We start from the raw sequence: 24107 nt of genomic DNA, 5'->3' as shown, positions 1-24107 counted from the left end.
GGAGGAGACGGTGACCCGCGACCGAAGCGCGAACATTTCCGTTCGGAGGCCACCCGAAAATTCCGTGGTCTCGACCGTGAGTGGAGCGGCCAGAGATCGCGGTTCGGATGCGGGCTCCCAGAGGTGGTTGAGATCGATACGAGGAGAAAATTTCCTACACCGAAAAATAGTTCAAGTAAATACAGAAATAGTTGTAGACACTACTTAGTTACTATTTTACGCTCCTGAGGTAACTCGCACGACCTGAGAGGTGACACCGATGGCTCACGCAAAGCTATTTTTAGGCACATTACTCGGAGTTGGGATCCTAGCCGCCGTTCCGCTCTTCGGAGCTTCTTCTGAAGTTAGCGGATCCACCATCACGAACAACACACCCAAGTTCACGGCATCGGCCAAAAATCTGGGAGCCGTCGACCCTTCCACGGTGATTGAAGTCAGCATCTGGCTCAATCCCCACAACAAGGCCGATTTAGACGCGCTGGCGAAGGATCTTTATGATCCCGAGTCTCCCAACTATCGCCATTGGCTCAGCAAGGCTGAGTTCACTTCAAAGTATGCGCCGACCGCAGAGGAAGCCAAGACCGTCATAAATTTCTTCACGTCGAATAAGCTGACGGTTGTGAAGGTGGGTCCGGATAACTTCTTTGTCCGGGCACGAGGCACCGTAGGCGCAGTGAATAGTGCGTTCCATGTGTCGCTCAACAACTATGAAGTCGATGGCAAGACGGTGCGTGGCAATTCAAAAGATCCCTATATTACGGGAGAGGCAGCCGCACTGGTAGGCTCGGTTGCCGGCCTGGACACCATGGAATACAGCCATCCTGTGGTGACTAAGACTACAAGTCGTAAGCCTCCCGCGGCGCCCTCTGGTGTCGAATCTTCCTCGACAGCGTTAGCGACCTCGGCCGTGGGCACGTCGTTACCGTTCAACTCGGATTGCTTTCCCGGCAAGACCACTCAGACGTTCAGTACGAGCGGCGGCCTACCAATCGCCACTTACACTGGCAATGGTTATACGACCAGCTCGGCTGGGTGTGGTTACACGCCTGAGAACATCCGAGCCGCGTACAACCTCAACGCACTGTATGCCGAGCACTTCGATGGGAGCGGGCAAACCATCGTCATTATCGACTGGTGCGGATCGCCGACCATTACCAGCGACGCGAATGCTTTCTCGGCGCAATTCGGCCTGCCGAAGCTGACGTCGAGCAACTTCAAGATCATCTACACTCCCACTCCTTCTTATTGCGAGGCACCGGATCCGGAGATCAACATTGATGTGGAATGGGCTCACGCCATTGCACCTGGAGCTGCGATTGATTTGGTGGTCCCGCCGAGCGCCACTTTTCAGGATGTAGACCAGGGGTTCTTCTATGCAGTCAACTATCAACTGGGCAATGTCATCTCGGGCAGCTATGGAAGTGAAGAGCTCTATACCCCGACTAGCGTTCTGGTCACCGAAGATCTGATCGCCGAAACCGCAGCCGTGCTGGGAATCTCTGCAAACTTCTCCACTGGAGACAGCGGCGATTTCACCTTCGATTTTCCGCAATTTAATCCGGCGTCCGTGAGCGCCCCTGCAGATTCTCCGTACGCGACCGGGATAGGCGGTATCAGTCTGGCGCTGAAATCGAATAACACCATCGCCTGGCAGTCTGGTTGGGGAACCAATGAAAATCTGGTCGCGGAGGAGGGATTTGTTGAAGATCCGCCGACTGGGGGTGGCTTCTTCAACTTTGGTTCGGGAGGGGGCGTCAGCGCAGTCTTCGCAAAGCCTTCTTATCAGAGTCAGCTAAAGGGTGGTGGACGTCATCTTCCAGATATTTCGTGGCTGGCCGATCCATTCACGGGCGCATACATTGCGATCTCTGAACCAGGCGTGCTTCCTGAGTTGCAATACGCGGTTTATGGCGGCACAAGTCTTGCCTGCCCGATGTTCTCCGCGCTATGGGCCATTGCCAACCAGGAAGCTGGGGTGCCGCTTGGGCAGGCCGCGCCTTATTTGTACTCATTGCCTGCATCAACGATCACGGACATCGTCCCTTACAGCTCGAAGACCAATGTGACGGGAGAAGTTGTGGATTCAGCGGGGAAGAAAAGCTATTCGGCTGTAGCATTGGCCTCTCCGCTCGAAGGCTCGACGAGCTTCGAGAGTGTCCTGTGGGACTACCCGTTGCTACAAGATACCGCCCTGATTTTGACGTTCGGCACGGATAGCGGTCTTAAAACAGCGGTTGGTTGGGATGACGTAACAGGTGTGGGAGTTCCCAACGGGAAGGCTTTTGCCGACTACTTCAAACGGTAGCGGCGTCTTATTCTGAAACTCATGCCGGGCGTACCTTAGCGCCCGGCATTTTTCTCTCGGATAGCAATAGGCTGTGCGGAACACTATAAGTGATTTCTCCCCTGGATCGCATTCAAGGACTTATCAGCTCACATTACTCATAAGCTGATATTCGATGTACCCAAAAGATGAACTTATCCTTTAGTTCAGCCACAAGATGGCATCTCCTTTGATGCGGCGGTTCCGAACGGAACGGCGGCATTTGGCGTCTCGGCCTGCATGTCATCGCGAATCTTCTCTGCGAATTTTGACCATTTCAGCCTTATCGTCGCGTGGCTTGTAGTTGAAGGCCACGACTACGACACCTACCGTTTGCCGGCCAGGTCTTTCACCATGTTCGAAATGATTGTCGTTGACCTCCAGGTTGCGCTTTCGTGCCCGGGACGCACATTCGCGTTGATAGCACTGAAACACGAAGTAGTTTCCCCTGTGTGTTGCGCTATTTCAAAACCGGCTGCCTGGCCGAAGTTATTGACTACTCAATACGCTAGAGAAAACGTCCGATCTAACTTAGTCCCAGCAGTAACTAAGTACGATTACTTCTTTGTGCCTGGGTAACGCGTTGAAATCAGTTATATTTTGCTTCCGAGACGCACAATAAGTCGACGCACGCGAATCACTGACGTAATGATTTTTTCTCTGCCCGGGGCTTCAAAAGATCTGGGTAGTTCTGTTTCCTTTGATCGTCTCGTTGAAGCCCGTTGGAAGGTGTACGCATTTCTTTCCTCCTCAGCGAACCAACAATTCAACAACGCTAGAGGTGAGTCCATGGTTCTATTTCCCTGTCTGCGAATAAATATCCTGCACCCTGTCGTCTCGAGTTACGTTTCGGGTTATTTGAATAAGGCTACTAGCTGCTTTCTAAGAGCTTTACTTCTGCTCTTCATGCTCGCGGCGGTGACTGAATTAGCGTTTGGCCAAAGTGCGACTCCGGTGAATGTGCCCACCTGGCGATACGACATTACCCACACGGGAGCAAACACGCAAGAAACACTGCTTACACCGGCTAACGTAAACAGCTCCTCATTTGGTCTACTTTTTTCAAGGTCGGTCGATGGGTACGTCTATGCACAGCCCCTGTACATCAGCGGTCTGACGATGAGCGATGGGCTGGTGCACAACGTTCTGTTCGTTGCGACAGAGCATGATTCCGTTTACGCCTTCGATGCCGACTCCAACGCTGGCGCAAACGCGCAGCCCTTGTGGCAGATTAGTCTGCTCAGCCCGACTTATGGTGCTGCATCAGGTGCAACTACGGTTCCAAGCGCGGATGTCGGTTCGACCAATATTGCTCCGGAGATAGGCATCACCAGCACTCCGGCGATCAACCTCGCAAGCAATACGATGTATGTCGTTGCGAAGACGAAGGAGAGCGGCGCGTATGTCCAGCGGCTGCATGCCATCAACATTCTGACCGGAGCAGAGCAGCCAAACAGTCCCACGGTTATTCAAGCAACGGTGCCTGGCACAGGGAGCGGCAGCTCAGGGGGACAACTTGCGTTCAATGCGTTGCGGCAACTGAACCGGCCGGCGCTGACCTATTACAACGGGATCGTCTATGCCGCGTTCGGATCTCACGGCGACATCGGGTCCTTTCATGGGTGGCTATTCGCATTCGATGGCACGACCCTGGCGCAGACCGCGGTGATCTGTATGAGCCCCAATGGATCCGACGCCGGCGTCTGGGGCTCGGGTGCAGGACTACCAATCGACAATGGAGGCACAGCCGGACGAATGTTTTTGGTTACGGGGAATGGCACGAATTCCGCCTACCCACCGTTCAATCCCGGGGTGAATCTCGGCGATAGTATCGTGGCGCTGAGCCTCGCGAACGGAGGTCTAGCTGTTACTGATGCGTTCACCTCTTTCAATCAGGCCAGCTTGTCGAGTTTAGATCACGACCAGGGCTCGGGCGGGATCCTCATGCTGCCGGATCAGACGGGGGCGAATCCGCACATCCTGATCCAGGCAGGAAAAGAGGGACGCATTCTGGTCCTGAACCGAGACAATCTTGGCGGCTATCTTCCCGGAGGCACTTCGAACACAAACGCTTTGCAGGACATTACCGGGGAGATTAATGGCTTGTGGAGCACACCTGCCTATTGGAATGGAAATGTCTATATTTGGGGGAGCGGTGACTCCGCCAAAGCATTCAGTCTCAATAATGGAGTACTTACACCTGCCTACACCAGCAAGAGTACCGTCTCGACAGGTTATCCAGGAGCAAGCTTTGTAGTATCTTCCAATGGCACGGCGAACGGGATAGCCTGGGCTGTAAAGACAGGTGGTGCTTCCGAGATACTGTATGCCTTCGATGCAACCAACCTGGCGACGATCTTCTATGAGAGCGATAAGCAGGCGCGCGACAACGCGGGGCCCACTAACAAATTTGTAGTACCGGTTATCACGAATGGACATGTTTACGTGGGTGCCGCACACCAAGTAGATGTCTTTGGATTACTGAATGGGGAGTCTGTTGCCGCGACGCCGACCTTCTCGCCGAAGGCTGGCGCCTTCGAACTTCCCCTGCCCGTCTCTCTCAACACGACAACACTTCCCGCGAATATCTACTACACCCTGGACCAAACTGTTCCTACGACTGCCTCCAACATCTATACTTCGCCGATAACTCTGACAGCGGCGACAACTATCAAGGCCATCGCGAGCGCAACCAACTATCTTCAGAGTCCGATATCGTCTGCGACTTTCACACTTCCGACGCAAACTCCGGCGCCGAACTTCACACCCGCTGGCGGAACCTATACCTCATCGCAGACGGTGGTGTTATCAGATGCAGATGAGTCGGCCACCATTTACTACACGCTAGACGGTTCTACGCCGACGACTTCCTCCACCGTCTACACGGCTCCTATCACGGTCGCAACGAATACGACGATAAATGCTATCGCTTTCGATTCGACGCGGAAGAACAATGACCTGTCCACGGCGGCCTATGTCATACAAGCCGGCAGTTCGAGCATAAACTTTGGCAGTGGCTTTGCCAGTGCCAGCGAGCTCACGTTCAACGGCACTGCGGTCGCAGGGAGCGACGGCAGCCTGGAACTCACCAATGGAGGTACTTACCAGGCTGGAAGTGCATTCAACCAACCCATCAACGTTCAAGCCTTCACCACGGATTTCGCATTCCAGTTGCTCAATGCTATTGCAGACGGCTTCACTTTCACGATCCAGAACGCCGGCGCAACTGCGCTCGGGAGTAACGCGGGAGCGTTAGGCTATGGCAATCCTAAGGGTACAGGCATCCCGACGAGCGTCGCTGTCAAGTTTGATATCTACAGCAATCAGGGGGAAGGCAATGACTCCACCGGCTTCTATACGGATGGGGCGCTTCCTGAGATGCCTGCGGCGGATATGACATCGAGTGGCGTCATTTTAAGAAGCGGTGACACGATGCACGCGCACCTGACTTACGACGGCACTACTCTCACTATGACTTTGACGGACCAGCTGGTAGGCAAGACATTTACCTACAGCCAGGCGATCAATATCCCCCAGATTGTTGGAGGGAATACCGCGTATGTAGGGTTCACGGGCGGCACGGGCGGGTCGACCTCAATCCAGAAGATATTGAGCTGGACCTACGCTTCTCAGCCGGGAACGTCTCCGACCGCGACCCCAACTTTCAGTCCCGCAGGCGGCAACTATACAACGGCGCAGAGCGTTGTGCTCAGCGACGCTTCGACGGGCGCCGTGATTTACTACACGACCGACGGATCTTCGCCGACGACTTCTTCTGCCGTATACAACGGAGCGATCCCAGTAAGCAACGGGACAACAACCGTCAAGGCAATCGCTGTAGCTCCCAGCACTCCGCAGAGTGCAGTAGGTCAAGCGACCTATGTAATAAGTTCTGTCACGGCGGCACCTGTCTTTAGCCCTGCCGCTGGTACTTATGCTTCTGCAACCAACGTAAGCATAAGTGACACCACGAGCGGAGCTGTCATTTATTACACGACAGATGGCACCACTCCAACTACATCTTCCACGGTGTACAGCAGCCCGATCGTAGTGGGCACAGGCACCACTACAGTCAAGGCGTTGGCGGTCGCTTCAGGTGCGTCGCAGAGTGCGGTTAGTTCAGCTACCTATTCGGTCTCAGCACCTGCCACGACGCCGCCCGTATTCTCTCCTGCGCCGGGTAGTTATTCGACAGCGCAGAGCGTTACACTTTCTGACTCCGCCTCGGGCAGTACTATCTACTACACGACGGATGGATCCTCACCGACGACGAGTTCTTCGGTCTACAACTCGTCCATCCAGGTTACATCGACAGAGGTCATCCATGCGATGGCAATCGCGCCGGGCCTGTCAGCGAGTGCCATTTCTGTTGGCGGATATACGATCCAGGCAACCCCTCTAGCGATCAATTTTCCGAGTGGTTTCGCTGGGGCAGGAAGTAGTTTCGCCCTGAATGGAGTGGGAGCCCTCAATGGCTCGATGTTACAGATCGCGAAGGCAGGCGTGACCTATTCGCAAAGTGCCATATGGTTTGCGACACCTGTCAGCGTCGCGACATTTACGACTGACTTTGATTTCCAGATCCTAAACGGCGTTGCCGATGGTATGACTTTTGCCATCCAGAACCAGGGACTTTCCGCTATGGGGCCGTCAGGTAGCGGACTCGGCTACGGTGCTGCCAAGCCAGGCGGACCTGTTGGAATCGGCAAGAGTCTCGCCATCAAGTTTGACATTTATAGCAACAATGGCGAAGGCACCGATTCCACCGGATTCTACACAAATGGGGCATCGCCAACGATACCGGCTATCAATCTTGCTCCTTCGATTGTCTTGAAGAGCGGACATACTCTCCATGCCCACGTTACTTACGACGGAACAACACTTACACTGCTGCTTACTGACCAAAGCACGTCGGCCAGCTTTACCACCACGTATAACGTAGACCTGAGCAGCGTAGTTGGTGGCCCGACCGCCTATGTAGGCTTTACCGGGGGTACTGGTGGTTCAACCATGAACGCGAACATCCTTGACTGGACCTACCAGAATTAGCAAGAGACCCTCGAGGCGCGCGGGTGTAGCTTCAATCGATTCTCACCTGGATGGCAACGATCGTCATATCGTCATCCAAGTCTTCGGGCGACCCTCGAGCGGACCAGCGTGACAGTTCCTCGAGAAGGTGATCGGCGAAGTAATCTGCGGAAGTGCTGTCCTCGGTCTCCAGAAACTGCTTGAAGCGTTCAGTGCCAAACTCGACTCCCGCAGGGTTCGCCGTTTCCGGAATTCCGTCGGTGTAGAGCAAAATTCGATCGCCGGCCTTGAGAGGTAGTTCTCTCGAAGAGTAAGTCGCGAAGGAGAATTTTCCGAGAAACAACCCATTTTCTTCAATACTGCGCAAGCCCTCGGGTCCACCCCACAAAAGTAGAGGCGGGTGACCGGCACCGGAGTAGGTCAGCGTTCGGTTCTGCATATCGATAAACAGGTACGCCGCCGTGACGAAATGGTGTTCGAACTTTCCGCATAGCGCCTGATTCAGACCCAATAGTACCCGCGCCGGATCGGAAGCGTGGCTGACCTCGGATGACAGCGCAATCTTCAACATCGAGGCGATAAGCGCGGCAGGCATTCCATGTCCCGATACATCGGCTACAAGAATGCCGATGCGTTTCTCATCTACCACGATGAAGTCGTAAAAGTCGCCAGCAACGGAGGTCATGGGGATGTAGCGCGCAGCTATATCGAGACCTTCGATCTTCGGGATCGTGGCTGGGAGAATCGATAATTGAATCTTCCGCGCTGTATCCAACTCTTTTTGAATCGTGAGCAACTGCAGGCTGAGCTGTTCACGAATTCCACGAAGCACGAGGTGAGTTTGAACACGCGCCTTTACGACCGCAGGCGAAAACGGTTTATGGATGTAGTCCACTGCGCCGACATCAAAGCCCTTGGTCTCCTCCTCAACTTCTGTCTGTCCGGTAAGAAATATGACGGGGATGTCGCACGTTTCCGGAGCCAGTTTCAGACGTCTGCATACTTCGTACCCATCCATCTCTGGCATCATGACGTCCAGCAGAATCAGGTCCGGGGGAGGCGTAGCTTTTGCGAGTTCCAGGGCTTTTGCGCCGCTGGTTGCAACGCGAATTTTGTAGATGTCTTTCAGGATTGCATTCACGATTTGAATATTGGCCGGAGCGTCGTCCACCAACAGCACTGTCTTCTTCTGATCGATCTGATTCATTTCTTGTCCCCATTTCGTGTGCAACGTTGGGCAATCTCATCCAGCTTCACTAGTGCTGAAGCAAAATCGAAGTCGTTGATTGATTCGCTCAGAGCGTTCAGATAGGGCTCCTCGACAACCCCTGCAACTGCGTGCTGCAAACTGAGAAACGACGCTTCGGCGTCGCCGTCACTTGCTTCGAGCAATCTCCGGAGCTGGGCAATCGCTGTTGCTGCGGTTTCTTCAGAAAAGGGCGAGATTTGCACCGTCTCCTGCCGAGCGGTTGTTGAATCGCGTAGAGCCTTCTCAATAGCTTGAACCTGAGTGCCCATCACTCTCGCAAACTCGAGGAGCAATGCAGGGACAGTTTCCTCATCGCCATGAAGCGCCCTCTCCAGTTTCTGAGCCACGGTCTGCACCTCGGAGATTCCGAGGTTGCCGGCGACGCCCTTCACGGTATGGGCAATGCGTTCTGCCAAGTTGCGATCGCTGCTTTCGAGCGCGATTGAGACTTGGGCGGCCGCGTCGGCTTGTTTAGCGGCGAACTGCCCGAGCAGGTCGCGATATAGCCGTCTGTTCCCGGCGACGCGGTTGAGGCCATCCGCGATTTTAACCCCTGGGATTTCCGGCAACACTACTTCGTTGGACGGTTTTGAAATGACAGCCGGCGTTTGAAAATCGAGGCTCTGTTTGGGCCTGGGCTTAGCCCATCGGAGCAAAGTCGCAAACAAGTTATCGGGATCAATCGGTTTCGACACGTGGTCATTCATGCCTGCGTCGAGACAACGTTGACGCTCTTCGACCAGGGCGTGAGCCGTCATCGCGATGATTGGGAACTTCCGCAAACGCGGGTCGCTTCTTAGGAGCCTGGTTGCGGTGAACCCATCCATCTCGGGCATCTGCAGGTCCATGAAGACGACATCGAACTCCGGATCCTGGTCTCCAGCGGTCAGGATCTTCACGGCTTCACCACCGTGGTTGGCCACGGTTACGATTGCTCCGGCGCTTTCAAGAAGTTCAGTCGCAACCTGCTGGTTCATCTCGTTGTCTTCGACCAGCAACACACGGATTCCCGTGGCATCGTGCACGGTGGCCTTATCCCCCCTGTCACGGGAACGGGGCTCATCTACTCCAGCAATGCCGAATAGTTCTATCAGAGTGTCATAGAGCAATGACTGATTGATCGGCTTCAACAAGTAACTTTCGATACCAATCTCCTCTGCCTGAGTTCTGATTTCATCTCGTCCGAAGGCAGTGACCATCACGATTTTCGGAATATTTTGCAGGCGGTCGTTACGTTTGATGATGCGGCTCGCCTGAAGGCCGTCCAGTCCCGGCATGTGCCAATCCATCAGAACTAAACGATAAGGATCCGCCGAGTCAGCTGCGGCTATTTCGCGCACGGCATCTTCACCTGACGAGACGGAGTCTGCGCGAAGTGCGAATACACGGAGTGCCTCCGTGAGGATCTCACGTGCCTGCGCATTATCGTCCACCACTAACGCTCGGATGCCCGCCAGATCAGCGATCAAGCGTTTGCGTTTGTCTTCCGATCCAATTCCAAACCAGATTGTGAAATGGAAGGTGCTGCCTACGCCCGGTTCACTCTCGGCCCAGATAGACCCATCCATCATTTCAACCAGTCGCTTGGAGATGGAAAGGCCGAGGCCGGTGCCACCGTACTTTCTCGTCGTCGAAGTGTCGGCCTGCGCGAATGCCTGAAACAGTCTGGAACTCTGCTCGGGTGTCATCCCGATACCGCTGTCGCGGACTGAAAACTTGACCTTGACCCGCTCTGCTAGTTGCTCTTCGAGCGTAACCGTTACTAACACCTCGCCGCGCTCCGTAAATTTGACCGCGTTGTTCACCAAGTTGATGAGGATTTGTCCGAGGCGCAGTGGGTCGCCCATCAAGTTATGCGGAATGTCATGCTGCGAAGCGATCAGGAATTCAAGGTTCTTGTCTTGTGCTTTTTGACTTACGATTGTCGATAGATTGTCGAGAACGTCTTCAAGCCGGAAGTTTATTTTCTCAATATCGAGCTTGCCCGCTTCGATCTTGGAGAAGTCCAGGATGTCATTAATGATCCCAAGCAACGAGTGCGCGGCGAACTTCACCTTGGTCAGGTAGTCTGTCTGTTTCGGGGAGAGATCGGTCTTCAAAGCGAGGTGCGTCATCCCAATGATGGCATTCATCGGTGTACGAATCTCGTGGCTCATGTTGGCCAGGAAAGCAGATTTGGCTGTGGTGGCGGCTTCGGCCGCTTCCTTGGCCACCGCCAGATCGGCAGCCTGGATCTGGGTTTGCTCGAGCAATTTTATAGTAACGAGCTTGCTGGCCAGGATCTTTGTATTGAGGGCAACCGTTGGTAAGAGCGCGTCCAGAAGCGCCTGCTGATTCTCCGATACAGGGGCTGAAGGCGCCAGCTCGATGACCGCCAGCACGTCACCTTGATTCATAACGGGGACAAAAAGAACGCATGCGGGCGTTACAGCACCCGCTCCAGTGTTGACTTGGAGAAGTTCGTCAGCCCCAGAGACGATCCTAAGACTGCGCCTCTCGGCTGCCGCCTGTCCCACGAGGGCTTCGCCGAGAACAAATTCTCGCGGTTCTGTGGAGACGTCCGTTGCGAAGGCTCCGACACGAGAGAAGAGCGTGTGGTCTTCATTGGCCAGGTAGAACGCACCGTACAGCAGATTTAGCGTCACTGAGATTCGCGACAGCAGGACGGTGGCGAATGCTGCAAAATCCTCTGTCGACTGTAGTCGCTCCGTCGTAAAAGCCACCTCCGCTTTTATCCAGCCCAGGATTTCCCGCTCACGGGCAGCGATCTGCAAGGTATTCAACGCACGGCTCATCTCTCCAATTTCATTGGGACGGTCGAGATTCGCTACGGGCAGGTCTAGTCGTCCTTCTGCTACGTCCAGGATTCGGGTCCGGAACGACAATACGACCTTTACAACTTCAACCTGAACGATGGAGAGGGCGATCGTGAAAGATGCAGCTAGACCGAGAATGATCACGATCCACGTAATCAGAATTGTGAGGTGAGTTTTATCGGTGAGTTCATCCGACCGTTGGTCAACCGTCGCGTGAACTTCATCGGCCAAGTCGGTTAACGCTTGTCGGCCCTTGCGGAAGTCCGGATCGAAGACCTCTCGTGCCAGCTTGATCGCTTTGTCATTGTCGCTGTTCAGGGCTGCAGCTCGAATGGGACCAGAGTCCGACACGCCCTGGTCGAAGAGAGTGGTGGCGGCATTGATCTTCTGCGCTACGTTGGGGTCTTCTGCAACGGCTAATGCGACAAATGAATGAAATTCGACAGCGGTCCTCTCAAGATCTGCGTCGACCGCCCGCTTTCTGTCGACGACAGGTTCGGCAATTTCTTGATAGATTAGCTGGGCGAATCGGTTGCTTAGCCCCCGAGCGACTGTCAGGTTGTGGAGTGTCTTGAAATCGGAGCTGATCAGATCGCTATAGCGCGTGTCGATTGTCTTCATCTCGATCGTCGCGTATAACGCTGCCAAAATTACCATGATCGCCAGCGGGAGCAGGGCTACGAATATCTTGGTCCGAATTTTGAAATTCGATAGGAGACCCATAATTTCCATCTGCTCCGGGAGATGGCCAATTGTAGCTGTCGAAGCTGGGCATGGCACGGACTTCGATAAACGGGTTAAATCTGCGTGTTAGCGCACGGGGGAACTGGGTGGACGATGCGGTCTAATCCACTGACGTGCGTAAACGCGGATTGCCGGCGACTGAAAGGAGCGAACAAGTATCTATGCACTTCGAGAAGGGACAGACGCCTCAGGCGAACGCATTCCAGCGACTCACGATGTACAATTCGAGGCAATTGTCTGCGACTAATCGAATCCATGGATTTTCGATCGAAGACCGGGCAAGCTGAAGTTTATCTAGGCCGGCACACTGGACAGCTATTTCAGCGTACCCACCTAGTAAGGACAAGCAGCCGAATGGGTTCGGCCGCCTAGGGAGTCTGTGGGGTTGTTCGTTCCCGGAAACCAAGGTCACCTCAGTGCAGATAGTTTCTCCCGGCAAACGATAGCTTCGTCGAAGTGCATCTCTCCAGCTTCCAAACGACCGCAAAGAAGAGGGTAGGCCATGAACAGGAACAGGTACGGATTACAAACGCGCCGTTTGGGGCGAAGACCGGCAGTTCGTTCGCGGGCAGAAATCGTTAGCAGAAGATTACGGACAAACTAGAACCTAGAGGATCATCTTGTTTCGGCAACGCCGAAGGAGGGTCGATGACAAAGGAACAGCGCAGACTGAATGAAGCTCGCACGAAGGAACACGCCTGGAAGAAGTGGGGCCCCTATTTGAGTGAACGGCAGTGGGGGACGGTTCGTGAAGATTACAGCGAGGACGGAAACGCCTGGGATTACTTCACGCACGATCAGGCGCGATCGCGGGCGTATCGGTGGGGTGAGGACGGGATGGCAGGCATCACCGACGATCACCAGGTTCTCTGTTTCGCGTTGGCTCTGTGGAACGGCAAGGATCCGATCCTTAAAGAACGGCTCTTCGGGTTGACGAACAGCGAGGGCAATCACGGCGAGGACGTGAAGGAATACTACTTCTACCTCGACAGCACGCCTACACACTCTTATATGAAGTACCTCTATAAATACCCGCAGGCGGCGTATCCGTATACGGACCTCATCGAGACAAACCGTCAGCGCGGCCGCCATGCGCTGGAGTACGAGTTGCTGGACACGGGCATTTTCAACGAAGACCGATACTTCGATGTATTTGTTGAATACGCCAAGGCCGGACCGGACGATCTGGGCATACGCATCAGCATTGCGAACCGCGGACCTGAAGAGTCCACGCTGCACCTGTTACCAACGCTTTGGTTTCGCAATACGTGGTCGTGGGAAGAAGGCGCTGCCAAACCGATAATGGCAGCGGGGCAGATGGAGGGTGTGAGCGTGATTTCGGCTCACCATACTGACCCGCTCTTCCAGGAGTCGTTGGCCGATTACAACCTCTATTGCGAGGGAGCGCCACCACTGTTGTTCACCGAGAACGAGACCAACAATGCAAGACTCTTCGGTGGTAAAAATGCTTCTCCTTATGTCAAGGACGGCATCAACGATTTCGTCGTAAGCGGCGATACTCAGGCAGTAAACCCGGCAAAGCAAGGGACCAAAGCTTCTCCACATTACATCCTCAATATCGGTTCCGGCAAAACCCAGATTGTGCGCCTGCGTTTGTCGCGGTCCCTTCCGGACAAGGCCGAAAGTCCCTTCAAGGCCTTCGACGAGGTCTTCACCGAACGCAGGCAAGAGGCGGATGAATTCTACGACTCCATCATCCCGCCCTCAGTGAAAGCAGATCCTGATCGCGCCCTTGTGATGCGACAGGCGCTGGCCGGCATGCTCTGGAGCAAGCAATATTTTTACTACGATCTCAACAAGTGGCTAAAGGAACATCATGTCGGACCATGGTCACCGCCCGAGGCGCGCAAGAAGGTGCGCAACAGCGAGTGGTTCCACATGGAAAATGACGATATCATTTCGATGCCTGATAAGTGGGAATACCCGTGGTATGCGGCGTGGGACCTTGCATTTCATATGCTGGCTTTCCAGTCGGTGGATTCTGATTTTTCTAAGTCGCAACTGGATCTGATGCTGCGCAATGATTATCTTCACCCCAATGGGCAATTGCCGGCCTATGAGTGGAACTTCGGCGACGTGAATCCTCCGGTGCATGCGTACGCCACCATGCAGATTTACCTGACGGACAAGGAGCGAAACGACGGTGAAGGAGATCACGAGTTTCTTATTTATGCATTTTCCAAACTGCTGATCAACTTTACCTGGTGGCTCAACCGCAAGGACCGTACAGGAAACAATGTGTTTGAAGGCGGCTTCCTGGGGCTGGACAACATAGGTGTGTTCGATCGCAGCTCGCCACTCCCTACGGGAGGGTATCTGGAACAGGCTGACGGGACCGCATGGATGGTGTTCTTCAGCCAGCAGATGCTGCGCATTGCCGTGGAACTCGCGCTGTTTAATCCCCTCTATGAGGAATTTGTCATCAAGTTCTTCGAGCACACCATGTGGATCTCCGGGGCGATGGACCGGATGGGCGAACATCTGGACAAGATGTGGGACGAAGAGGATGGATTCTTCTATGACGTGCTCCGTTTGCCGGATGGGCAGGCTTTCCGTTTGAAGGTGCGATCCATGGTCGGCCTTTTGCCTCTGGCGGCGGTCGTGATCTTTGAGGAAGACGTACTTGAAAAATTGCCGGCGTCCCGGAAACGGATTAGGGAGTTTATGCAACGCCATCCCGAGCTTGCGGCAAACCTTCACATGCCGGCCACGCCAGGTTTGGCGGGCAGACGCATGCTCGCCACCGTGAACGAGGAGAAGTTGCGCCGTATCCTGGCGAGAATGCTCGACGAGAATGAATTCTTCGGACCGCATGGCATCCGCGCGCTCTCGCGCTGTCATCTTGAGCATCCCTTCGTTTTCGGGCTCAGCGGTCAGGAGTATCGCGTGTCCTATCTACCGGGCGACTCTGACAGCGGCATGTTCGGTGGGAACTCCAACTGGAGGGGACCGGTCTGGATGCCGGTTAACTTCCTGCTCTACCTCTCATTGCTCCGGCTGGGTGCTTATTACGGCGATACCTTCAAGGTGGAGTGCCCGACTGGCTCCGGTAAACTCATGACCTTGTTTGAGGTCGCGCACGAGCTGGCAGAGCGGCTCATCGGAACCTTTGTTCGCGGCGAGTCTGGGCGCCGGCCGGTGTTTGGCGGGACGGAGAAGTTCCAGACCGACCCGCTCTGGCGAGACAACATCCTTTTCTACGAGTACTTCCACGGCGATAGCGGCGCTGGTATCGGCGCGAGTCATCAAACCGGGTGGACGGGCTGCATTGCAAGGATTATCCAGTCAAACGGCCGCTTCACGGCAGACATGCTCGGCGAGAAGGGTATCGAGCGCCTTGCCATCCTGATGGGCCAGGAGGAGAGTGACTCAGACGAGCGATGATGGCATTTCCTTTTATTGAGGCAACTGAGCTTTTGGGGCGCGCAGAGAAGTTCAATATCTCTCAAAGACCTCCATGCCATGCGAGCGAGATTCTCAGTTGGGCAGTCTCGTAAAAAGGACGACGACGGAATGGGGTGCAGCGGAATACTCGAGACTCGGTACAGGTTCAGCCGCATTCCAGTCAACGATGTCCGCCGGTGAATCGAGACTCGTATCGATCCATCGCCTCCAAGGATTTTCGGTCCATAGATTCATAAACGGCAGCTCAAACTCCAGAGCCTCCCAGTAGCTGTTGAAAGCGATATAGAACATCAATTTTTCTTTGGGAATCTCCGCGCTGAATGCCAGGCTGTGCGAGGACGGACTCCAGTCAGGTTGTCCAACCTTAACTCCGTGCCAGGTCTTATTAGCATCAAACAAAAATCGTTCCAGGCTTTTGCGATCGGCCTCCGGCTCGACATCCCTCAGAAGCCGTCGAGCTATGAGCAGTTTCAGAAAGCGATGGACCTCCGCATGTTTGTCGACTAATCCCCAATCAAACCAGCTGATTTCATTGTCCTGGCTGTAGGCGTTGTTATTGCCTCTCTGGGTGCGTCGCACTTCATCTCCCATTAGAACCATGGGTACACCCAGCGCAAGCAGGGTCACCGTCAAAAAGTTCTTCACCTGTTTATTGCGCAGCTTTTCGATAGCCGGATCGGCCGACGGGCCCTCGACACCGCAATTCCAGCTTCGATTGTCGTCGCCTCCGTCACGGTTAGCTTCGCCGTTCGCCTCGTTGTATTTGCGTTCATACGAGACTAAGTCGTTCAGAGTGAATCCATCGTGGCAGGTGACAAAGTTCACGCTCTGCTCTGCCTCACGCTTCTTATGACCATAGACTTCCGGACTGCCAAGAAAGCGATCCGCCAGGCGAGTAACTGTGCCGTCCTCAGATCGGAAGAAGCTCCGAATGTCATCTCTAAACCTTCCATTCCATTCCTTCCAACTGTCTCCGATAAAACTGCCGACCTGATATAGCCCAGCCGCGTCCCACGCTTCGGCTATAAATTTGGTTCCTGCCAGCGCAGGATCTGTTTCTATATCCCACAACACAGGGGGATTCGCCATGGGTTGGCCGGACGAGTCGCGAGTAAGGATGGAGGCCAAGTCGAAACGAAAGCCATCGACGTGCATCTCTTCGACCCAGTAGCGCAGGCTATCAACGATCATGCGCCGCACAATTGGGTGATTCCCATTCAACGTGTTGCCAGTTCCTGTGTAATTCGCATAGCGAGAGCCGCCTTCCAGGATGTAGTAGGCGTTGTTATCCAACCCACGAAAGCTCAGAGTCGGTCCACTCTCGTCACCCTCCGCGGTGTGGTTGTACACGACATCGAGAATTACTTCGATCCCGGAACGATGGAGTGCCTTGACCATGTCCCGGAATTCATCCACTGGGCCGAGACGCTCCTGTCGTGAACTGTACGCGCGATGTGGCGCAAAAAAAGACACCGGTTGATATCCCCAATAATTCACATGGCCTGGCGGGCAGTCTTGTGCATCGAACTGAAAGATCGGGAGCAGTTCGACTGCCGTGACCCCCAGGTCTCGGAGATAGGGTATTTTTTCGATGAGGCCTGCAAACGTGCCACGGGTGTTAGCCGGTAAGCCGGAGTTCTGGTGGCGGGTAAACCCACCCACATGCATTTCGTAAATCACTGTTTGTGAGGACAGCCGGTGCAATGGCCGGTCGCCTTCCCAGTCGTAGACGTAACCGCCTACGACTACGCTTTTCATCGAGGTTGCGGCATTGTCGCCTCCATCGTGGGCGGACTCGCGGCTGTAACCGACGGGAACGACTACTTCGCGCCCATATGGATCTAAGAGCACTTTGGACGGGTCGAAACGCGGTCCTTGCGATGGGTCGAAGGGCCCATAAACACGATATCCATACAGTTGTCCCGGCCGCAATCCAGGTACGAATACGTGCCAGTAGTGGTATGTGCGGTTGGCCAACGGATCGAGACAGAGGATTCGGGAAGGCGGCCCATCCTCGCTGTCGAAAAGCAGTAGATCTACTTGTGTCGATCTACGGGAGTACAGGCTGAAGTTGACTCCACCCTGCACCACCGTGGCGCCTAACGGCGCAGTGTGTCCCGTAGCCGACAAAACCTGCTCCGAGTTCGGAGTGTTAGATTTGCGATCATAGCCGATTTGCATCTTCCACCATCCTTGCTTATTGCAAAGGGTTGTTCAAACAGCGGTCACTCCTGCACACTGCGACTACAGGGCAATCGCTTTCGCAAGAAGCTCTAAAGGGCAGCAACGAGATCGGCGGAAGCCAGGCGCCCGAAGGCGCCAGTGTTTGCCGACGATGGGCCTGGCGGTTGGCGCATTAGCTGTGTTCTCATGCCGGTCGCCTGTCTCAGTGCTATCCGCAACTAACTTGTCGCGACCGGCAATGATACCTCTCTCATATTTCCTCTGCTCGGCCATTTGCTCCTGAGGATTTCAGACCGTTTTCATTCTTCAGATCTCATTCAACGAAGAAATGTGGATTCGGGCCTAGCAATACTGCTAGTCGTGCCGTTGATTGAGATGAGATATAAAGCGGGCAACACTATATCGGTGATAGCTCGGGCAAGTCCGGCGAGGAGAAAACGATGGGAGCGCGACCTATGGTTCGGAGCTTTCCCTTACACACAGGCAAGCTTGAGATGTTCTTTTGGCCAGGTAGGCGGAGCCGCGGCTTCGATATCGTCTCGATTGTTGTGGGTATGTGCCTACTGATGGCCGGCGGCGGTTGTGAGGAGAAGAAGGAAGCCGGGCCGCCGCCGAAGCCCCCCGAGGTCGAAGTAAGTGACGTGGTGGAACGGGATGTTCCTATCTATGAGGAATGGGTGGCTCAGCTGAACGGCCAGGTCAATGCGGATATTACTCCCAAAGTGCAGGGATATCTGCTGAAGCGTGACTATCAGGAGGGTTTTTTCGTCCACAAAGGGCAACTACTTTATGAGATCGATCCCCGCCCGTTTGTCGCCAGTCTCGACCAGGCGAAGGCGCAGGTAGCGGTCGCAGTTGCGCAGCAAACCGAAGCGGAAAACAACGTCACGCGGGACCGCCCACTCGCTGAACAGCACGCTATTCCGCAAAAGCAACTGGACACTGACATATCTAACCTGGCGGCGACGACGGCGCAGGTCAATGCGGCGAAGGCAAGCATGGTCCAGTCTGAGTTGAATCTGTCCTGGACCAAGGTCGTATCTCCCATCGATGGCCTGGCCGGCGTCTCGAATTCGAACGTTGGCGACCTGGTGGGCACTGCAACCAAGATGACGACTGTCTCCCAGGTGAATCCGATCCGGGCATACTTCAATATCAGCGAAAGCGACTATCTTGGCAGAGCACAGGCGATCGCGCATTTGGTCCGAGGGGGCAGAGCACAAGGAAAACCTATTCCGATCGAGTTCATACAGACGAACGGGACCACTTTTCCGGCAAAGGGCAAGATCGTTCTGGTAAATCGGGAGATCGCATCGCAGACCGGCACGATCCAGATTGCAGCAGAGTTTCCCAACAAGGACGGCATCCTGCGCCCGGGCGGTTTTGGCAACGTTCGTATTGAAACCGGAACAAACGAGCATGCCCTACTGGTCCCACAGGCGGCGGTCATTGAAGTCCAGTCGATGTATCAGGTTGTTGTCGTCAGCCCGGAGAACAAAGCCATGTTTCGTCCGGTCAAGGTCGGAGAACGAGTCGGACCGAATTGGATCGTGACAGAGGGGCTGAAGCCTGGAGAGAAGATCATTGTCCAGGGCTTCATGAAGGTCCGTCAAGGTACACCGGTTACCCCCAAGCCATACGTCGTTGCGTCCGAGGCTGAGGGCAACTGACCATGTCCAAATTTTTTATTAATCGACCGATCGTCGCGATTGTGATTTCGATCTTGATGGTCATCGCCGGCATTGTTTCGATGTTGGGACTTCCAACTTCCCAGTTTCCCAATATTGCGGACCCGCAGATCCAGGTCATAGGCAACTTCACTGGTGCCGACGCCCAGACAGTCGCGCAATCCGTAGCGACCCCGATTGAGCAGCAGATGTCCGGCGTCGACAAGATGAACTACATGTACTCGCTGAACGCCAGCAATGGGCAGATGACGCTGACGGTGGACTTCGGCATAGACACGGAGGCGAGCACTGACCAAATTCTGACCCAGATGCGTGCCTCGCAGGCCAACTCACAGCTGCCGAGCGCAGTGCTGAACCAGGGCATAACGGTGCAGAAGTCCACAGCGGCACCGTTGATGCTGATCGACCTCAGCTCCCCGAAGGGCAGCTATGACAACATCTTTCTGGCGAACTATGCCACGATCAATTTGAACGACGCGCTGACGCGGGTGCCTGGAGTCGCTTCGGTATCTGTCTTCGGCGCTGGCCAGTATGCAATGAGGTGCTGGGTCAATCCGGACAAACTGGCGAACCTCAAGATCACCGTTCCGGAGATCATCAGCGCGATCCAGGCCCAGAACAATGTGAATCCTGCGGGGCAGATCGGCGGCAATCCCGCTCCGCCGGGACAGCAGTTCACGTATACGGTGCGCGCTCCCGGTCGCCTTCCTTCTGCGGAGGATTTTGGCGAGATCATCGTTCGGGCAAGGGCCGGCGAAGGCATTTTGCGCTTGAAGGACGTTGCACGCGTGGAGTTGGGAGCGCAGAACTACAACATGATTGGCCGTCTAAACGGCAAGCCCGCAGCGCTGGTGGCGGTCTACCAAGCCCCCGGCGCAAACGCGGTCGCGACTGCCGCCGGAGTTCGTGCGTTGATGCTGGAGTCGAAGACCCGCTTTCCCGAAGACCTCGACTATATTGTTGCGCTCGACACGACGCTCGCAGTGACTGCCGGGATCAAGGAGATCGAGCATACTCTGCTGGAAGCATTAGGGCTGGTCATCCTTGTGGTCTACATTTTTCTACAGGGGTGGAGGGCCACGCTTATCCCGCTGCTGGCGGTTCCGGTTTCGCTGGTCGGTACCTTCATGATCTTTCCGTTGCTGGGTTTTTCGATCAATACGCTTTCGCTGTTTGGTTTAGTGCTCGCAATTGGGCTGGTGGTCGATGACGCTATCGTCGTCGTCGAGGCGGTTGAGCACCACATCGAACACGGCATGACGCCACATGACGCGACGATCAAGGCGATGGAAGAAGTCGGCGGCCCGGTGGTAGCGATTGCGCTGATTCTGGCTGCAGTGTTTGTGCCGACCGCATTCATTCCTGGTATTACGGGTCGGCTTTATCAGCAGTTCGCCGTCACGATCGCGGTGTCGGTCGCCTTCTCGGCTTTCAATGCGCTAACGCTTAGCCCCGCCCTATCGGCAATGTTGTTGCGGCCAAGGAAAGAGTCTCGCGGCCCGCTGGGGGCGTTCTTTCGCGGATTCAATCGCGTCTTTGGCAGAGTCACAGATGGATATGTCAATACTTGCAAACACCTTATCCACAAGGCGGGTTTCGCATTTCTACTCTTGCTGGTCTTTGTAGTCGGAGCGGGCTACTTTGGGCATAAGACACCGGGAGGCTTTCTTCCGGATGAAGATCAGGGCTATATGTATGGCGGACTTCAACTGCCGAACGCGGCGTCCCTAGACCGTACTTCAGAGGCGTCGAAGGTGGTTGAGAAGATCATGTTAGATACCCCGGGTGTTGAGAACGTCAGCTCGGTGATTGGCTACAGCATGTTGAGTGGCGTCAATACCACTTACAGTTCCTTCTTCTTCGTCTCGTTCAAAAATTGGGAAGAGCGTAAGACTCCTGAGGAAAGCTACCTCGGAATCAAGCGGCACCTGATGGGCGCGCTGTCCAGAGTTACTTCGGGGATAGCTTTTGCCTTCCCGCCTCCGGCAATTCCTGGCGTCGGAACATCGGGTGGATTCACCTTTGTCCTGGAAGACCGCTCCGGCAGTCCGATTGAGTTCCTCGCGAAGAACGCCGAAGTGTTCATGGCGGAGGCCCGCAAACGCCCGGAGTTGGCTGGTGTGATGACCACGGCACTATTTGGAGTGCCGCAGGTGGGAATTACTGTGGACCAGGAAAAGGTGCTTACTCAACAAGTAAACCTGGCAAATGTATACCAGACACTGCAGACGTTTATGGGCGGATCCCTCGTGAACTATTTCAACCGTTTTGGTCGCCAATGGCAGGTCTATATCCAAGCGGAGGGTAATTATCGAACCTCAGCAGACAACCTGGGCAAATTTTATGTGACCAACGGCAGCGGAGAGATGGTGCCTCTGAGTACGCTGACGGGAAACGTACCACGCAGCGGACCCGAATTCATCATGAAGTACAACCAATTCCAATGTGTCCAGATCAACGGTTCGGCCGCCCCTGGCTACAGTTCGTCCCAGGCAATTGCGGCGTTGGAAGATGTCTTCAAAAAGACGATGCCAAACCAGATGGGCTTCGACTATCTGGGCATGTCTTATCAGGAGGTGAAGGCGGCTCAAGGAGTCAGTCCGGCCGTCGTCTTCGGGCTGTCCTTCTTTATCGTGTTTCTGATCATGGCCGCGCAGTATGAGAGCTGGACGCTGCCACTCAGTGTGCTGTTGGGCGTTCCAATCGCTGTCTTTGGAGCGTTCGCTGCGCTTTATCTGCGACGGCTCGACAATAACGTTTATGCGCAGATTGGCCTAGTTATGCTGATCGGGCTGTCGGCCAAGAACGCCATCCTCATCGTTGAGTTTGCAAAGGCTGAGTACGAGGGCGGCAAGTCCTTGATCGATGCGGCGCTCTCTGGCGCGAAGCTAAGGCTGCGACCAATCCTGATGACCGCGTTTGCCTTCATCCTTGGCTGCGTTCCGCTATGGACGGCTTCAGGTGCGGGTGCAATCTCCAGGCAGGTGTTGGGAACGGTAGTGATTGGCGGCATGCTGGCGGCTTCGCTGCTTGCAGTCTTCTTTATTCCTGTTTCCTTCGATGTCGTCGAGCGTTTCGGCAATCGCTTCGGCAAAAAGAAGGAGCCGGAAGCGATTCACGAACCTATTTCGAAAGGCACTCCACAATGATCGGCATAAGACCATTCGCCGCGATTATGTTGGTGCCACTGATGGCCGGCTGCAAAGTTGGACCGAACTACAAGCGCCCGGTGGTGGTTACACCGGATCAGTATCGCGGGGTTGCGCCGGACCTGTCCAATCCAACGGGAACACAGCCATTTGCCGAGATGCAGTGGGAGACGGTCTTTCAGGACGAGGCGTTGAGAGCACTTATTAAGGAGGCTTTGGCCAATAATTACGACATGCAGATCGCCGCCTCCCGCATCCTGCAGGCCCAGGCAGTGGTAGGGATAACTCGTGCTAACCAGTTGCCCAACGTCTCGGGCTCAGGCGGTGTCAACTATCAGCGTAATGCGATTATTCCGAACGGACCGACTCTGGATTCGCTTAGTATTCAACTGAATTACATTGTGGACTTCTGGGGAAAGTACCGTCGTGCCACCGAGGCTGCACGTGCGCAGTTGCTCGCGACCACCTATGCCCGGTACGTGGTTCAAACAACTCTGATCTCCGACGTGGCGGTCGCCTATTTCCAGTTGCGACAGTTCGACGATCAGCTGGATTATGCGCAGAAGAACGTCGCAGCCGACAATGACATCTTGCGGCTTAACACCATCAAGTATCAGGGTGGCGACAGCGCGATTACAGATGTGTACCAAGCCAACCTGCTATTGCAGCAATCTCAAGCTCAGGTGATCAGCAGCCAACAATCCATCGCGCAATCTGAAAACCAGATCAGTATTTTGCTGGGACGCAACCCGGGACCGATCTCCCGCGGCCTCAACCTGGTCGATCAACCGCATCTGGCTACTGTGCCCACCGGACTTCCTTCGGCCCTGCTCGAGCGACGCCCCGATGTGCGGCAGAGCGAAGAAGCATTGGTTGCGGCGAATGCCAACGTGGGAGTGGCCAAGGCGGCCTTCTTCCCACAGATATCTTTGACGGGCCAGTTCGGGGCGCAAAGTACTGCTTTAACCAGCTTCCTCCAGGGGCCGGCGACCGTCTGGTCGCTGGGTGGAGAGGTGCTGCAGCCCCTGTATGCCGGTGGTGCGATCACGAGTGCCTACAATCTCGCATGGGCACAGCGTACCGAGACAGAGTTGATCTACAAGCAGACAGTTCTGAATGCATTTGGCGACGTCGCCAACAGCCTGGTCGGTTATAACCAGGCTCGACTCTTTCGGATGAAACTCGAGGAGCAGACGAACACGTACGAGGAAACTGCCCGCCTTGCGAACGTCCGTTTTTCGGGTGGAGTTACGAGCTTCCTTGAAGTGCTCGTTACCCAACAGCAATATTTCACTTCGGAGCTGGCGTTGGCGCAGGCCTGGAATGCCGAGATGCAAAACTACGTCCAGTTGTACCAGGCGCTAGGCGGAGGCTGGCAGCCGTAACGTTATTCCATACCTGGTATCTGACCTCCGCCTGTTCGGAGGCCCGATCTGTGCGCACGAATACGGCAGTACCGCTAGCGATAGATCTGAGAGCCCACGGCTTGGACTTATCGCA

The 24107-nt window shown here is 54.9% G+C and carries 9 protein-coding genes; 6 read left to right on the top strand and 3 right to left on the bottom strand.

The genetic code is table 11. From position 1 onward, the window contains the following. Window positions 1-259 precede the first annotated feature (259 nt). Entirely contained in the window at window positions 260-2305 is a 2046-nt protein-coding gene (locus RBB81_RS08615; protein WP_183789810.1) for a S53 family peptidase, read from the top strand. An 807-nt stretch (window positions 2306-3112) separates the two neighbouring features. Further along, complete coding sequence (locus RBB81_RS08610) at window positions 3113-7372, top strand: chitobiase/beta-hexosaminidase C-terminal domain-containing protein (RefSeq protein ID WP_353073392.1); 4260 nt, start codon at window positions 3113-3115, stop codon at window positions 7370-7372. Between the two features lie 31 nt (window positions 7373-7403). Here the strand turns inward: RBB81_RS08610 and RBB81_RS08605 are convergent, their stop codons facing one another. Beyond that, window positions 7404-8558, bottom strand: coding sequence for a PP2C family protein-serine/threonine phosphatase (locus RBB81_RS08605; protein ID WP_179581543.1), 1155 nt, complete (start codon window positions 8556-8558; stop codon window positions 7404-7406). Continuing rightward, entirely contained in the window at window positions 8555-12148 is a 3594-nt protein-coding gene (locus tag RBB81_RS08600) for a response regulator (RefSeq protein WP_353073391.1), read from the bottom strand. Before RBB81_RS08600 ends, RBB81_RS08605 begins: the two co-directional genes overlap by 4 nt. Before the next feature lie 660 nt (window positions 12149-12808). On the opposite strand from RBB81_RS08600, the gene RBB81_RS08595 reads away from it, so the two are divergent. Further along, entirely contained in the window at window positions 12809-15565 is a 2757-nt protein-coding gene (locus tag RBB81_RS08595; RefSeq protein ID WP_353073390.1) for an MGH1-like glycoside hydrolase domain-containing protein, read from the top strand. A gap of 93 nt (window positions 15566-15658) precedes the next feature. Here RBB81_RS08595 and glgX read toward each other — a convergent pair whose 3' ends face one another. Next, a complete protein-coding gene (glgX, locus tag RBB81_RS08590; protein ID WP_353073389.1) occupies window positions 15659-17767 on the bottom strand; it encodes a glycogen debranching protein GlgX in 2109 nt (702 codons plus the stop codon). 443 nt (window positions 17768-18210) lie between these two features. Here glgX and RBB81_RS08585 point away from each other — a divergent pair, with 443 nt between their 5' ends. The 3 genes from RBB81_RS08585 to RBB81_RS08575 are packed head-to-tail and all read left to right on the top strand — an operon-like array spanning window position 18211 to window position 23992. Then, window positions 18211-19440, top strand: a complete 1230-nt coding sequence (locus tag RBB81_RS08585) for an efflux RND transporter periplasmic adaptor subunit (RefSeq protein ID WP_179581540.1) — start codon at window positions 18211-18213, stop codon at window positions 19438-19440. A gap of 2 nt (window positions 19441-19442) precedes the next feature. Continuing rightward, a complete protein-coding gene (locus RBB81_RS08580) occupies window positions 19443-22607 on the top strand; it encodes an efflux RND transporter permease subunit (RefSeq protein WP_183789824.1) in 3165 nt (1054 codons plus the stop codon). After that, window positions 22604-23992 (top strand): efflux transporter outer membrane subunit, encoded by a 1389-nt coding sequence (locus RBB81_RS08575; protein WP_179581538.1) that lies wholly within the window; start codon window positions 22604-22606, stop codon window positions 23990-23992. The genes RBB81_RS08580 and RBB81_RS08575 overlap by 4 nt, the downstream gene beginning before the upstream one ends. The last annotated feature ends 115 nt before the right edge of the window (window positions 23993-24107 follow it).

It is taken from the genome of Tunturibacter gelidoferens, assembly GCF_040358255.1.
GTDB lineage: Bacteria > Acidobacteriota > Terriglobia > Terriglobales > Acidobacteriaceae > Edaphobacter > Edaphobacter gelidiferens.
This window is presented reverse-complemented; position numbering and strand designations above follow the sequence as displayed.